Origin of the sequence: Pseudoalteromonas sp. SG43-4, assembly GCF_014164325.1 — a bacterium.
GTDB classification, from domain to species: Bacteria; Pseudomonadota; Gammaproteobacteria; order Enterobacterales; family Alteromonadaceae; genus Pseudoalteromonas; species Pseudoalteromonas distincta.
The window spans coordinates 433426-448368 of the sequence record NZ_JACJFB010000001.1; the positions used below are offsets into that span (position 1 = coordinate 433426).

The following is a 14943-nucleotide window of genomic DNA, read 5'->3' on the forward strand; positions in this document are numbered from 1 at the left end:
TGGTTAAGCGTGGGAATATGATGATATGAAAAATACCAAACCAAATTGGTAATAAAGCCACGCAGGCTAAGGGTTACAGGGCAACAAGTCAACCTTGTAGTTGCTAAGCTTTATGTGGTAAAAAGCCTTTGACTCTTTTTTGTATAATTTAGGTAGTATATGCACGCATTAATTGAATACATTCCACTCATACTGTTTTTTGCAGTGTTTAAACTCGTCGATATTTATTGGGCTACCGGTTTATTGATGGCCACTACGCTTATTCAAGTTGCTTATAGCTACTTTAAACATGGCAATGTACCTACTCGTCATTGGATATTTTTTGGCATTGCTGCCGTGTTTGGTACGCTAACGCTGGTACTTCATGATGAGCAATACATTAAATGGAAAGCAACACTGATATATGCAGGTTTAAGTTTAACGTTACTTGTTAGCCGTTATGTACTTAATAAAAATCTCGTTAAAAAAGCGCTTAGCTCAATCCTCGAAAACGCTAATGATACAAAACAAGCCATTGTTGTCCCAGAACCATTATGGGATAAGCTTAACTTAATGTGGGTTGTTATAACTGCTGGTATAGCGGCACTAAACATTTATATTGCATACAATTTTTCGCTCGATTTTTGGGTTAACTTTAAAGTGTTTGGTTTAATGGGTATTACTTTTGTAAGCATTTTTGCCACCATTATTGCCTTGTACAAATACCTCCCTGATGAAGAGGAAACAGCAAAGTAAGCCCCCTCGTCATAAAAGTGTCGTCTTAGCTTGTTAGCTTATTAAAAAAAGCAAGTTGAGACGACCTTGAACGCTAATCAATACCGCTGGTTTGAATTTACCCTCATTTTTATATTGCTGCCCTTGTTGGGTTTTGGATTACGCGAGCATTTAGCTAATTGGCTTATCCCTGCACTTATTATACTTATGAGTGTGTGTTGTATGTTGCTACTAGGCGATCCCCATTTTAAACGGTTTAGACTTACAAGCCTTGGGCAATTTTCTGCTGTTAAAAGGCGTGTGTTTAGCTTCTTTTTTTTAGGTGCGCTGTTCTCAGGCATGTTTTATGGGATTATTCATCAAGGCAACTGGTTTACCCTTCCCCGTAACTCGTTTAATGATTGGCTTTTACTGCTGGTGCTGTATCCAATACTGTCGGTTATTCCTCAAGAATTAATATTCCGAACGTATTTTTTTCATCGTTATAAACGCATCATGCCAAAAAAAGCAGTGCGTATTGTAGTCAGTGCGAGTGTATTTGCGTTGGCGCATATTTTGTATGCAAATTGGATTGCAGTAGCCTTAGCCTTTTTGGGCGGTTTACTGTTTGCGTATACCTACGCACAAAGCCGCTCAACGGTCGTGTGTGTTATTGAACACAGCTTATGGGGGCTATGGATGTTTACACTCGGGATTGGCAGCTACCTCGATTCAGGCGCATTTAACTAATATAACAAACATTAAAAAATCCGATATCAGAAACTAATATCGGATTTCGAATAGTTATAAAAACACTTCACTCATCGCAAAAAGCGCTGAGCTGTAAGGCATATGCTGAGTTTTTAATTATTTAATCTAATGGTTAAAATAACGACTCAAACTCACCATTTGGAAATAAAACACCAGGAATACCACGTACCGCAGTAACATCAGCTAGTTTAGTATCACCAAAATATAAACCGCCACTGTAATTACGGCCCTTTTGCTTTACATCTAACCAACGTCCATTTTCGCCTTTCGCTATTAGATTAATGTTGCCACTAACATCACGAATACGTAAATCTAACGCGCGATTTTGAATGCTAACAAATATATCTGTAGAAGTAAGTTCTGATAAGTTTTCCACATCGCCTACGTACGCAAATTTAAAATCGCTTGCACCACTCAATGGAAAATCTAATTCAAAAGTAAATGCTAAATCGTCATTATCTTCACCAACAAAAGGCGAAGCCTCTACTGCTGTGATATGAAATGCAGTGTTTTGAATGTCGCTTACGTAATCACCATTAAAATCAAAAGTAGATAACGTGGTTGACTCCTCACCTAGTGAATTAACAAAACGATTTAAGTTTACTGATAAATCACCTTCGAGTTTACCCGCGGCTTTATTGATAATTACGTTGGTGGTTACCTGTGTAATACCCGTGTCGGCTTCTGGGTTTAATTCACTTTGAGCATCTATGCCATCAAACTCAATCAGCAACTCACTTACATCCACACTTAATACCGTAGTACCATTTGTGACCGTTGCGCTCATTACACCTTCGATTTTATTACCTAATACACCACTTACTCTGAAAGTTGGAATTGATAAATCAATGGTTATAGGTAACTCATCATATGTGCCAGTAATAGCCCAAGTATAAGGTGATTGGTTGTAATCAATATCTAAATCACGAAGCTTATATTGCCCTGATGGTGTAGAGCCATCAGCTAGTGGTGAATAATTTGTGATAGCTTCGTTTAAAGCATTACTAAGTGCCTCAAGGGTTCTTTGTGTATCTTCATCAAACGCACCTTCAAGCTCAGTAAATTTTGCGTCTAATTCATCTGAATAGCTTTTTTCTTGAAGTCTTGCAACACCAATTATATTTCGCGTATCAACAAGTAACTCTCTTGAGTCTAAGCTTTGCACTTCTGCTGAGCGAGCCTGCCAATTTGCAAATGTAGTTACACTCGCAATCGTTTGCTTAACTTGACCAGCTACATTTTTCAGCAAAGCATTACCTTGGTCGCTAAATAAGTTGTCTGTAACATACTGCGCTGCTAAGTCGCTGTAATCTTGCCATGCTTGCTGGTCAGTCTCCAAGTTAGTAAATGCATTAAAAGCACTTTCAACACTAAACGAACTATCAGCAACACCAGCTAAAATTGCCGCGTAGGTGAAGGCATTTGTCACCATTTCTGCTTCAACACTTGCATTTAAATTACTGTGCGTTAAATGATAAAAAGGCGTGGCTGATAAACTCGCCTGTGTAGCACTAAAGCCTTCTTCTGTAATTGCTTTACTCAATGGCGATAAATAAACCTTATTTACACCCGGTGCACTAAATGCATCCGCTTTGTAATTAAGGGTAACGGTTGTCAATTCTTGGTAGTCGATTAACCGGTTTGCGTTTAAGTCATTTACATCACCACGCACAGTTCTGCCACACCCTGTAAATCGCGGACAAGGTAGAGCTGTATCGCTAGGTATAAACTCAAAACTATTAAAAGTAAGTGGAGTTACACTTACACTCGCAGTATTGATGTTTTCGACTTCAATTGATTCTTGCACCACCCCATCGCTATCTAAAACATTAAGCGTGCCCTGTGGTGATTGCCAATTAGATACATAAAAACTCACAGAAGAAGATGTAGCAATTTCACTCACTGCAACAGATTCTGAACTGTCACTGTCTGATGAAGAACCACAACCTGCCAATGCAATAGCGACCCCTAAAGGTATAATTTGTTTTAACATCTTCATTCCTTAAAACTTAATGTTCACGTACCAATTCACATTCGCATAATAGGCTTTATCTAAATCTAGGCTATCAGTTTGTAAATTAAGACCAAAATATTCGTTTTCTATACCAACTAAAAATGCTTCGCTTTTTGTTTCGTAGCCTGCTTGTACTCGCCAATGATCCCAAAAGTGAATACGGCCTTTTAATTGGCTAAACGTGTCTTTATCGTAACGTTTTAAAGTTAACTGAGTCGAAAATCGGTCGTTTATTCTGTAATCGGCAAATGCTTGTAGTCGCATTTCCACTTCGAAATCATGAGATACCGTATTTCCAAATGCAGATGTTTTTAATGAAACTGTTGGCTGAGTAATAATATCGCCGTTGTCATCTTCGCTAAATGGAATTTCAGTAGTTTGACCCTTTACAGAGCCACTGTCTTCGTACTGAGTTTTATAGAGCAAATCTTTTACGCTAAAACCAACTTTAAGCTCATCATTTACTTGCCAATCGGCAAAAATATCTAGGCTATAGCCTAGCCCTTCTGGCTTTTGTGAAGGTGTAAATTCTTTAAATAAAATATCTTTTGAAAAGTTGTAATCGACAGTTACAGCACCTTCAACTTCATCACTATAAATTTCACCATTTACAGTGGCATCTTGATAGTGTGAGCTGGCAAAAACAGAAAGCTTAGGTGTTATTGTTAATGCATTTTTATCTAAAAATTTAAAATCATAAGATACGAATACACCATTAGACGTTGCTTGTTTAGCATCGAGGTAATAGGTATAAAATCTATCTTCAAACTCTAAGTCATTCTTTTCGGTATGAGTATATTTAGCTGTATCAGGATCAAAGTTAAGAACATAGTCATAACGACTTTGTAAACCCACTTTAAAATTACCGTAGCCAACACCCACTTCAAAAATATTATAGGTAAATGCACTGTCACCCGATTTTAATGGTGCATCAAAATCATCTACAAAGGCTTGTACTGGTTGTGCTTCAGTATAAATTTCTGCGTCAAAATGAGTAAATATTTGAAATTGGTTATCTGCGGAAGCAAGAGGAGAAATAAAAGCTGTTGAAAATCCTAACAAGAGAATTTTTTTTTTCATAATTTAATCGCTTTCTATAAAAAAAGGGAAAAGCACTGCTTTCCCCTTTTATAGTTTAAATATTACTTAGATGAATCAATTAAATCAACATCAGTGTAATCAACTACGTCACCATCAATGTAAGTAATTGAAAGACCGTTTGTTGTTTTAGTTGCAGTACCAAAAGACATCATCATCTCATTGTACATAGCCATAACGTCACCAGTGTAACCTGCACTTTCATTACCAGTAATAGACAATGTATAACCCATTGCATTATTTACAGTAATATCTAGAGCACTTGTCTCTTCCATATCACTATCAATAAATGTAGCCATTACTTTAAAGTCTACATCACCAGAAACACCTTCTAATGTAATAGAACCTGAATCTGTTGCATCATCAGCTGTAATGCTTAACACGCCATCAAAGCCTGAATCGCCATCAACAATTTCAACATGGTTCGACATCTCAGTCATTATGATTTCTGCATCATCTACATTTTCAGCCGTCACTGCGCCATCAAAAGTAAATACTAAACATGAATCAATTTGAGTTGAATCAATTGTACCAGCGGCAAATTCAACACAATCTGTAAGTGCTTGTGTTTGTGTATCAGCAGTTACAAGCTTAACTGAAGCGTCATTTTCACCTACTAACGTAGCACCCCAAGCAACAACAAGCTGATTGTCTTGATAAGATGCAGCTGCGCTGATCATCTCACCTGTAGTCGCATTGCTAAGCATTAGCGTAAGATCATCTAAATTATAAGCATAATCCCAATCAGCATTACGAGTTGAAGTACCTGTACCTGAGTTATTACCCATTTCAGCTAATTCATCAATTACGTCGGCAAGAACGTCTGCTGCATCGATAACCGCTTGACCACCAGTGTTAGTAAGCACAGTCATAGTCGATAATGACTCTGATGTAGCTTTAACAGAAGTTAGTACTTCAAGTTTTGCAACTGCAGTTTCAGCAGCAAGTTGTAAGTTATAAGCTGTTACAAATTGCTCGCTAGCTAGTTCACCTTGAGCTACAGCAGCTGTTTGCATAGCTGTAAGCGCATCAATCATTGCTTGTGCGCCTTCGCCTTCAAGGTCTAGGTAAGCATTAGCAGCAACAAGTGCTTGCTCAATAGCAATTTCAAGTGCATCAACAGCAGCAGCAAAATCAGACGCAGCAGTAACAGCAGTCATAGCAAGCTCAAGAGCTTCAGTTGCGTTTGCGGCTGTATCTACCATTGCACCTTCTGCGTTAGCAAGTGCGCTTGTAGAAGCTGCTTCAGCTGTGTCTGCTGCTGATTTTTTCTCATCAGCAACGTCTGCAGTGTCTTCAGCAACTAGTTTTGCAGCAGCAAGAGCAATATCAAACGTTTCAATCGCTGCTTCTGCTTCCGCTACTAGTGCAGCTAATGCAGCGTCGTATGCAACGGTGTCAGTTACAGCAACACCTGCATCTGTTTGTAAAGACGTTGCAGAATCAAGAATCTGTTGGTAATCAGAGCTTTGAGTAACTAACGCTTTTGCAGCAGTTACATAACCTTGTGATTTAACAAAAATAGAACCCGCTTTAGCTGTTAAACCAGCAGTAGCAGCTTCATTTTTCAGTAATGTTACAGCGCTTACAAATGCAGCTGCGTTATCAGCTGTAAGAGCATCGCCACCCATTGCTTGAACATCAGCAAGTGAACTTTGAGCTGTTTCAATATCCATTTCTAATGCAGTAAGTGCAGTCTGTGAAGCTGTAACTTCTACTGTTAAAGCAGCTGCTAGAGCTGTATAAAAATCATCTCCAACTGTACACTCTGCACCAGTACAACCAATTACTTCTAGTGCTTTTTTAACTTTTACTGCAGCGGCTGCAAGGCCGGCATCAGTTGCTGCACCATTTTTAACAGCTTTGTCTTTAGCTGCTTTTGCTTTTTTAGCAATACCTACTGAATTAGCGGCAAAGGCATCAATTTGTGCTTGTGTTGCATTAGGGTTGTTAATAGAGAATGCCGCTTTTAAAGCGTTTTCAATTGCAGTTTCATCACCCGTTGCTACAGCAACAAAAATGTTTGCAGTATTTGTAATTGCTGTTTGTAACATTGTAGCTATTGCAGCAATGCCAGCGTCAGTATTACCTTTAAACTGGCCTGATTTAATACCAGCTTTAATGCTGCTCATTACATCACCAATTGAAGGTAAACCTTGAATTGAAGATGAAAGCTGTGCAATTGCTAAAATACCGTCAGTAAGTTCTTCTTCGCCATCAACATTGCTTAAATCTACAGCGCCGCCGTTAGATAAATCGCCAATAATAGCAGAAAGTAAAAGTGCTGCGTCTTGACCCATTACTTGTACAACAGTGTTTAAGCTAGCTGTAGCAATAGCGTCTTCATCTACACTTGAACCTGAGTCAAGAAGAAGACCCGCCACTAACGATGTTAAAAAAGTAACATTAGCTTTATAAGAACCTATAACATTATCGTCGCCAGCTGCACCGCTCGCTCCAGATGTATCTGCTTCAACAGCTGGAATAAACTTAACAACTGAAAGCTCTAGGTCAGTTTTGTACCATTCGCCAAACTCAATATCAGTATCGCCATCATTTTCGTCGTCAACTTCTGGCGCTTCATCGTAAGTGCCACAACCTACGTAAGCATCACAACGTAAAAAGCTATCATCGCCTTCTTCAGACGTTTTAACAGTAATGTAAACAGGTCCAGTAAAATCATCATCTAGGTAGATGCTGTAACGACCGTTTTCATCAGTTAGCACTTCAGGGTTAGCGGCAATTTTACTTGCTTCTACCGCTGCATCTGCAGCATCTTGTGATAGTGCTTCTTCAGAAAAAGACTCAGCCTCTGCTGAAGCAGCTGAGCGAAATGCAACAGGAACGCTTTGACCAGATGCATCTAAAGTCATTACAGTTACTACTGCACTTTTCATTGAACCTTTAACTGCTTTACCTGTTACTTCAATGTTAAATTGTGCATCGCCCGTTGCAGTGAAAGATTCCACAGGTGTAACAGGAATATTTCTGTCGTTATCAGAACCACATGCTGTTAAGCCTAATGTAAGTGCAACTGAAGCTGCAATAGGTGTAAATTTGATCGTACGCTTTACCATTTATTTCTCCTTGATAGCCTGGAATGAGTATCAGAAATTAGTTTAGTTGATAGTGATTTATGTAAGCTTTTATATTCAAAAAGCATCAAAAAAGTACACAATCATAACTTTTGTTACTAGAACATTAAAAATACCATTAAGCTATATAGTTATGCTACATATTTATACGTTTTATAGAAGTATTTATCTTTATTCTATGAGCTACTTCTTTATCAGCATCTCTATTATTCAGTAACCTATAGACACTCATAAAGAACCAGCACATATTGATACAATATATTCACTTTATTAAATGAATATTACATATAATCTAGTTTGTTAATTATATTCTTCAAGTAAATGCGGTGGATGAGAGCTAAAAAAGACGATAATTCGAAAAATTAATGAAAAAGGATTATTTCTAACGAGTGTGAGTCGGTTTTACTTTAGCTAAGCAAACGTTTATAAAATTTGTTTGCTTAACTAAAATAAATGTTTAGTTGCGCTTAACTTCACCAGTGATTAGTAAGGGACTCTTACAACCCCTTCCATTAATACTCGTGCACTGCGGCTCATGCTTGCTTTGGTAACTAGCCAGTTGCCAGCATTATTTTTAGCCTCAGCACCTACTTTTAGCGTGCCCGACGGGTGACCAAAGTTAACTTCACTCAATGCACCGCCACCAGCGGCTATATTCACGAGTGTGCCTTCAATTGCTGCGGCAGTGCCAATAGCTACAGCGGCTGTGCCCATCATGGCATGATGCAGTTTACCCATCGACATTGCGCGCACGAGTAAGTTAATGTTGGCAGCCTCAATAAATTTACCGCTAGATGCAGCGTAATCTAAAGGCGCTGCAACAAACGCAACCTTTGGCGTATGTTGGCGAGCTTGCGCTTCACTAATATTAGTGATTAAGCCCATTTTAACGGCGCCATAAGCGCGAATGGTTTCAAGCTTTTCAAGCGCTGCAACATCGTTATTTATATCGTCTTGCAGCTCTGTGCCGGTATAATTAATATCAGCGGCGTTAATAAATACAGTAGGAATACCTGCATTTATCATGGTTGCTTTTAGAGTACCAACACCTGGAACCTCTAAGTCATCAACTACGTTACCTGTTGGAAATAACGCGCCATCGCCATCAGCGGGGTCCATAAATTCAAGTTTTACTTCAGCTGCAGCAAATGTAACGCCATCGAGCTCAAAGTCGCCGGTTTCTTGTACTTCGCCATTGGTCATAGGGACATGCACTAATATGCTTTTATTAATATTAGCCTGCCACACACGCACAATAGCAACACCGTTATTAGGTACTCTGCTTTTATCGACCAAACCATTACTAATAGCAAAAGCCCCCACTGCTGACGTTAAGTTGCCGCAGTTACCGCTCCAATCTACAAAAGGTTTATCTATCGCCACTTGACCAAACAAGTAATCAACATCGTGGTCTGCTTGCTCACTTTTACTTAGGATTACGGTTTTACTGGTGCTTGATGTAGCGCCGCCCATTCCATCCGTTTGTTTGCCGTACGGATCGGGGCTGCCAATAACACGCAGTAATAAATTATCGCGCGCCTCGCCTGCTACTTGAGCAGGCTTTGGCAAATCAGTTAAATTAAAAAACACACCTTTACTGGTGCCGCCACGCATATAGGTTGCAGGCACTTTAATTTGCGGTTTAAACATAGTGTTTGCCCTTATGCAGATTGCGTTGCTTCTAAAAAGTCTTGAGCAAAGCGTTGTAACACACCACCAGCCGCGTAAATAGAAAGCTCTTCTTGGGTATCGATACGGCACTTCATAGGCACAGTAAGCACTTCACCGTCTTTACGGGTAATACTTAAATTAACGGTAGCACCTGGTTTTAAATCGCCCGTTACATCGTACGTTTCACTGCCATCCAGCTTTAGGGTTTTACGCGTTGTGCCTGCTTTAAACTCAAGCGGTAAAACCCCCATACCAATTAAGTTAGTACGGTGAATACGCTCAAAGCCCTCAGCTGCGATTACTTCAACGCCTGCAAGCCTTACGCCTTTTGCAGCCCAATCGCGCGACGAACCTTGACCGTAATCGGCACCGGCTACGATAATAAGCGGCTGTTTACGCTCCATGTAGGCTTCGATTGCTTCCCACATACGGGTATTAGTGCCTTGTGGCTCTAGGCGAGCGTAAGAACCTTGTTTAACGTCGCCGTTTTCATCAAGCACCATTTCATTAAGTAGTTTTGGGTTTGCAAATGTTGCGCGCTGCGCTGTTAAATGATCGCCCCGGTGCGTTGCATACGAGTTGTAGTCTTCCTCTGGGACGTTCATTTTGGTCAGGTATTCGCCAGCAGCACTACTTGCCATAATTGCGTTTGATGGCGATAAATGATCCGTTGTAATGTTATCGCCAAGTACTGCAAGCGCGCGCATACCGGTCATAGTGCGCTCACCCGCAAGTGCACCTTCCCAATAAGGAGGGCGACGAATGTAGGTGCTTTCTGGGCGCCAGTCGTAAAGTGGATCGTTATCTTCACCGTAATCTACGGTTAAATTAAACATAGGCTCGTATACTTTTCTAAATTGCTCTGGCTTAACACTGTGCTTAATTACTGCGTCAATTTCTTCATCTGATGGCCATAAATCTTTAAGCGTAATGTCGTTGCCTTGTTGATCTTGCCCAAGTACCCCTTTTTCAATATCAAAGCGAATAGTACCTGCAATGGCGTACGCAACAACCAAAGGAGGTGACGCTAAAAATGCTTGCTTAGCATAAGGGTGAATACGCCCATCAAAGTTGCGATTGCCCGAAAGCACCGCTGTAGTGTATAAATCGCGATCAATTACTTCTTTTTGAATCTCAGGGTCAAGCGCCCCGCTCATACCGTTGCACGTTGTACACGCAAAACCAACAATGCCAAAGCCAAGTTGCTCAAGCTCTGTTAGTAGGTTTGCATCTTCAAGGTACGATTGCACCGCTTTTGAGCCCGGTGCTAATGAAGTTTTAACCCAAGGTTTGCGCATTAAACCCTTAGCATTTGCGTTACGGGCAAGTAGTCCAGCGGCAATTACATTACGTGGGTTACTGGTATTGGTACAACTAGTAATCGCGGCAATAATACATGCGCCGTCTGGCATTAAGCCTTCTTCATTTTCAACAACACCCGAAATACCTTCTTTAGCTAAATCGCTTGTCGATACACGGCGGTGCGGATTAGATGGACCTGCAATATTGCGCCCCACGCTTGATAAATCAAACTTAAGTACACGTTCGTATTTTGCGGTTTTTAAGCTATCGCTCCAAAGGCCTGCTGTTTTTGCGTAGTTTTCTACAAGGGCAATTTGTTCTTCTTCACGCCCTGTTAAACGCAAATAATCTATTGTTTTATCATCGATATAAAACATGGCGGCAGTTGCGCCAAATTCAGGCGTCATGTTTGAAATGGTTGCTCTGTCGCCAAGTGTAAGCGCGTCGGCACCTTCACCGTAAAACTCTAAATAAGTAGATACAACTCGTTGTTCGCGTAAAAATTCAGTAATGGCCAACACAATATCGGTAGCGGTAATACCTGGTTGGCGCTTACCTGTTAGCTCAACACCAACAATATCAGGCAAGCGAATATATGAAGCACGGCCAAGCATAACGCTTTCAGCTTCAAGCCCGCCTACACCCACAGCAATAACACCCAGCGCATCAACATGAGGCGTGTGGCTGTCGGTACCAACTAGTGTATCTGGAAATGCAATGCCATCTCGGTTTTGAATAACCGGCGACATTTTTTCAAGATTAATTTGATGCATAATACCGTTACCCGGTGGAATAACGTCAATATTTTTAAACGCAGTTTTTGTCCAGTTTATAAAGTGAAAACGGTCGTCATTTCGTCTATCTTCAATGGCGCGGTTTTTTTCAAATGCGTCAGGATCAAAACCGGCATGCTCTACCGCTAACGAATGATCCACTATTAACTGCGTAGGTACTACCGGATTCACTTTAGCCGGATCGCCGCCTTTTGCTGCAATTGCATCACGCAAACCTGCTAAATCAACAAGTGCTGTTTGGCCTAAAATATCGTGGCAGACCACGCGCGCCGGATACCACGGAAAATCTAAATCTTGTTTGCGCTCAATTAGCTGATTAAGTGCATCGGTTAACATGGCAGGGTCGCATCGGCGTACTAAGTTTTCGGCAAATACACGCGATGTATAAGGTAGTGTGGCATATGCACCTGGCTTAATTGCATCTACGGCTTCTTGCGTATCGTAATAGTCGATATTTGAGCCCGGTAGAGGTTTACGGTATTGGGTGTTATTAATTATGGTCATGGTAAGGGTTCGCTAATTTGGTGACGGTGTTTGCTCACAGCTAGCGTGTTTAATAAAAAGTTTGAGAAAAACTGCTCGCTAGTGGCTATGTGCAATAAAAAAGTGAGCACATGCGTGCTCACTCATTTTTTAACGTGACTCTATTGGTGTGTAACTACGTGCATCAGGGCCTGTGTAATCGGCACTTGGGCGAATAATACGGTTGTTAGCGCGCTGCTCTTTTACATGTGCAGTCCAACCAGTAACGCGGCTCATTACAAATATTGGCGTAAATAATTTAGTCGGAATATCCATAAAGTGATAAGCAGATGCATGGAAAAAATCGGCATTACAAAACAGTTTTTTCTCGCGCCACATAATCTCTTCACAACGAACAGACACAGGGTAAAGCACTGTATCGCCTACCTCTGCCGCTAGTTTTTCAGACCATTTTTTAATAATTACATTACGTGGATCAGATTCGCGATAAATCGCATGACCAAAGCCCATTATTTTGTCTTTACGTTCAAGCATGCCCATAATTTCTTTCTCAGCATGTTCAGCGCTTGTAAAACCTTGAATCATATCCATTGCCGCTTCGTTAGCACCACCATGTAATGGACCACGTAGCGTACCAATCGCACCAGTTACACAAGAGTGAATATCAGATAAAGTTGAAGCACATACACGGCCTGTAAAGGTAGAGGCGTTAAACTCGTGCTCTGCGTATAAAATTAGTGATACATTCATTACCTGTGCAAACAATTCACTAGGTGCTTTGTCGTGTAATAAATTTAAAAAATGTGCGCCAACTGAGTCGTCATCAGTTTGTGTTTCAATGCGTACGCCATCGTGTGTAAAGCGGTACCAGTAACAAATAATACTTGGGAACACAGCAACCATACGGTCGATTGCATCATTGGCTTGGCTAAAATCATTTTCCATTTCAAGGTTACCCAACATTGAGCAGCCCGTGCGCATTACATCCATTGGGTGCGCGTTTTTAGGAATATTTTCAAGCACGGTTTTAAGTGCATCTGGTAAGCCGCGTAAGCTTTTTAGTTTTGCTTTATATTCTGCCAATTCGCTTGTGGTTGGTAACTCACCACGTGAAAGTAAAAAAGACACTTCTTCAAACTGCGCTTTTTCGGCAAGTTCGCTAATATCGTAACCACAATACGTTAAACCAGAACCACTTTGTCCAACAGTACACAATGCTGTTTGACCAGCCACTTGTCCGCGTAAACCCGCGCCGCCTAATGCTTTATCTACCATGATCTTCTCCTATCTTAAATTTGTGTGTGATTTTATTTTTTAATAATTATTATTTGTCAGATTTTGATGAAAAAAGGTTATCGAGTGTGTTCTCGTACGTGTGGTAATCTAAAAAGTCGTAAAGCTCAGAGCGCGTTTGCATATTTTCAATTTGGCTTTGTTGCGAGCCTTCATTTAAAATTGCTGAATACACGTTTAATGCTGCTTTGTTCATGGCTCTAAATGCACTTAGTGGGTAAAGCACCATTTCAACACCTACATCGCTTAACTGCTCTTTTGTGTAAATAGGTGTTTGGCCAAACTCAGTAATGTTTGCCAAAATTGGAACGTTAATCGCTTTTGCAAATGCTTGGTAATCAGCAAGGTCGTGTACGGCTTCTGCAAAAATAGCGTCAGCACCCGCTTCAACACAGGCTGCTGCACGGTCTATCGCGGCGTTTAAACCTTCTTTTTGAAATGCATCGGTACGCGCCATAATATAAAAATCGCTATCGGTTTTTGCATCCACCGCCGCTTTAATGCGGTCAACCATTTCACCTTGGCTTACAATTTCTTTATTAGGGCGATGACCACAGCGTTTTTGCGCTACTTGGTCTTCTATATGAAAACCCGCTGCCCCCGCTTTAGTCATTTCTTTTACTGTGCGTGCAATGTTAAACGCCCCACCCCAACCGGTATCGGCATCCACAAGTAGGGGTAAATCGCTAGCACCAGTAATACGGCGAATATCTTCAAGCACGTTATCAAGGCTTGTCATACCCAAATCAGGCATACCAAACGAAGCGTTTGCAACACCGGCACCTGAGAGGTAAATAGCTTGGTGACCCATTTTTTCAGCCATCATCGCTGTGTAGGCGTTAATAGTACCTACTACTTGTAACGAGCGGTTATTGGCAATAGCGTGTTTAAATTTTAATCCTGCTGACATTACTTTCTCCTCACTTTGAACGGTTGCTACGTGGAGTAACTTATAGTTTTAATCTGTAATTATGACTGCTTAACTGCTCTGCTTAACTTTTAGCCGTTAATAAATCAAATTTGGTTTGAATATTTGCTTGCGATGCGCTGATGTGGCGCTTCATAAGCATTTCGGCCAGTTCGCCGTCGTGGTTTTCAATGGCGTTAATAATAGCTAAATGCTCATCAAACGCTTTTGATACACGCGGCCCCACCATACCCATTTGTACACGGTACATGCGTATTAATTGATAGAGCTCATTACACAGTAAATGAATTAAATGCGCGTTTTTACTGCCTTGAATAATACGGTAATGAAAATCTAAATCGCCGGCTTCTTGATAATAAGATTCGCCTTCTTTAACACGTTGTGTTTGTAGGTGCTGATTAAGTAATTGCTTTAAACCTTTTACTTCCTCGGGTTCCATATTGTCGGCAGCAAGTCTACATGCCAAGCCTTCAAGCGAACTACGAACTTGGTAAACTTCAATCAAGCGTTCAGCGGTAAGGGCAACTACTCGGCAACCTACGTTAGCTTTACGCTCAACAAGGTAGCAACTTTCTAGGCGATTTAACGCCTCTCTAAGCGTTGCACGGCTTACACCATAACGTTTGGCAAGCTCAGGCTCTGATATTTTACTGCCTTGAACTATGCTGCCTTCAACAATCTCACGGCGCATATCTACAAATACTTGATCTGATGCGGTAGTTATAGGCGCTTCGTTTAAAAATGTGTGTGTCATAAGTTATTTTTTAGATTGTCGACAATTAATGTGGTTACTATGGGCTT

Annotated in this window: 10 protein-coding genes; 2 read left to right on the forward strand and 8 right to left on the reverse strand. The window is 40.7% G+C overall.

Annotated features, from left to right (window positions below; genetic code table 11):
• Window positions 1-159: 159 nt before the first annotated feature.
• Together H5160_RS01950 and H5160_RS01955 are read left to right on the forward strand one after the other, a co-directional pair.
• The gene (locus H5160_RS01950) at window positions 160-735 is read left to right on the forward strand and encodes an inner membrane-spanning protein YciB (RefSeq protein WP_033028426.1); all 576 of its coding nucleotides are present in this window, start codon (window positions 160-162) and stop codon (window positions 733-735) included.
• 66 nt (window positions 736-801) lie between these two features.
• Window positions 802-1443, forward strand: coding sequence for a CPBP family intramembrane glutamic endopeptidase (locus tag H5160_RS01955; protein ID WP_182736533.1), 642 nt, complete (start codon window positions 802-804; stop codon window positions 1441-1443).
• A 133-nt stretch (window positions 1444-1576) separates the two neighbouring features.
• On the opposite strand, the gene H5160_RS01960 is transcribed toward H5160_RS01955, so the two are convergent.
• The 8 genes from H5160_RS01960 to H5160_RS01995 form a co-directional block, all read right to left on the reverse strand.
• On the reverse strand, window positions 1577-3457 hold the full coding sequence (locus H5160_RS01960; RefSeq protein WP_182736534.1) for a hypothetical protein: 1881 nt from the start codon (window positions 3455-3457) through the stop codon (window positions 1577-1579).
• Between the two features lie 9 nt (window positions 3458-3466).
• Complete coding sequence (locus H5160_RS01965; RefSeq protein WP_182736535.1) at window positions 3467-4558, reverse strand: hypothetical protein; 1092 nt, start codon at window positions 4556-4558, stop codon at window positions 3467-3469.
• A gap of 62 nt (window positions 4559-4620) precedes the next feature.
• On the reverse strand, window positions 4621-7653 hold the full coding sequence (locus H5160_RS01970) for a hypothetical protein (RefSeq protein ID WP_182736537.1): 3033 nt from the start codon (window positions 7651-7653) through the stop codon (window positions 4621-4623).
• 501 nt (window positions 7654-8154) lie between these two features.
• On the reverse strand, window positions 8155-9321 hold the full coding sequence (gene prpF / locus H5160_RS01975; protein WP_182736539.1) for a 2-methylaconitate cis-trans isomerase PrpF: 1167 nt from the start codon (window positions 9319-9321) through the stop codon (window positions 8155-8157).
• A gap of 11 nt (window positions 9322-9332) precedes the next feature.
• A complete protein-coding gene (acnD, locus tag H5160_RS01980; protein ID WP_182736541.1) occupies window positions 9333-11942 on the reverse strand; it encodes a Fe/S-dependent 2-methylisocitrate dehydratase AcnD in 2610 nt (869 codons plus the stop codon).
• Between the two features lie 129 nt (window positions 11943-12071).
• Complete coding sequence (gene prpC, locus H5160_RS01985; protein WP_182733219.1) at window positions 12072-13196, reverse strand: 2-methylcitrate synthase; 1125 nt, start codon at window positions 13194-13196, stop codon at window positions 12072-12074.
• Between the two features lie 49 nt (window positions 13197-13245).
• Window positions 13246-14124: a methylisocitrate lyase gene (gene prpB, locus H5160_RS01990; protein ID WP_182736543.1), complete on the reverse strand. Its 879-nt coding sequence runs from the start codon at window positions 14122-14124 to the stop codon at window positions 13246-13248.
• A gap of 82 nt (window positions 14125-14206) precedes the next feature.
• Window positions 14207-14896: a GntR family transcriptional regulator gene (locus H5160_RS01995; RefSeq protein ID WP_024590401.1), complete on the reverse strand. Its 690-nt coding sequence runs from the start codon at window positions 14894-14896 to the stop codon at window positions 14207-14209.
• Window positions 14897-14943: the final 47 nt, after the last annotated feature.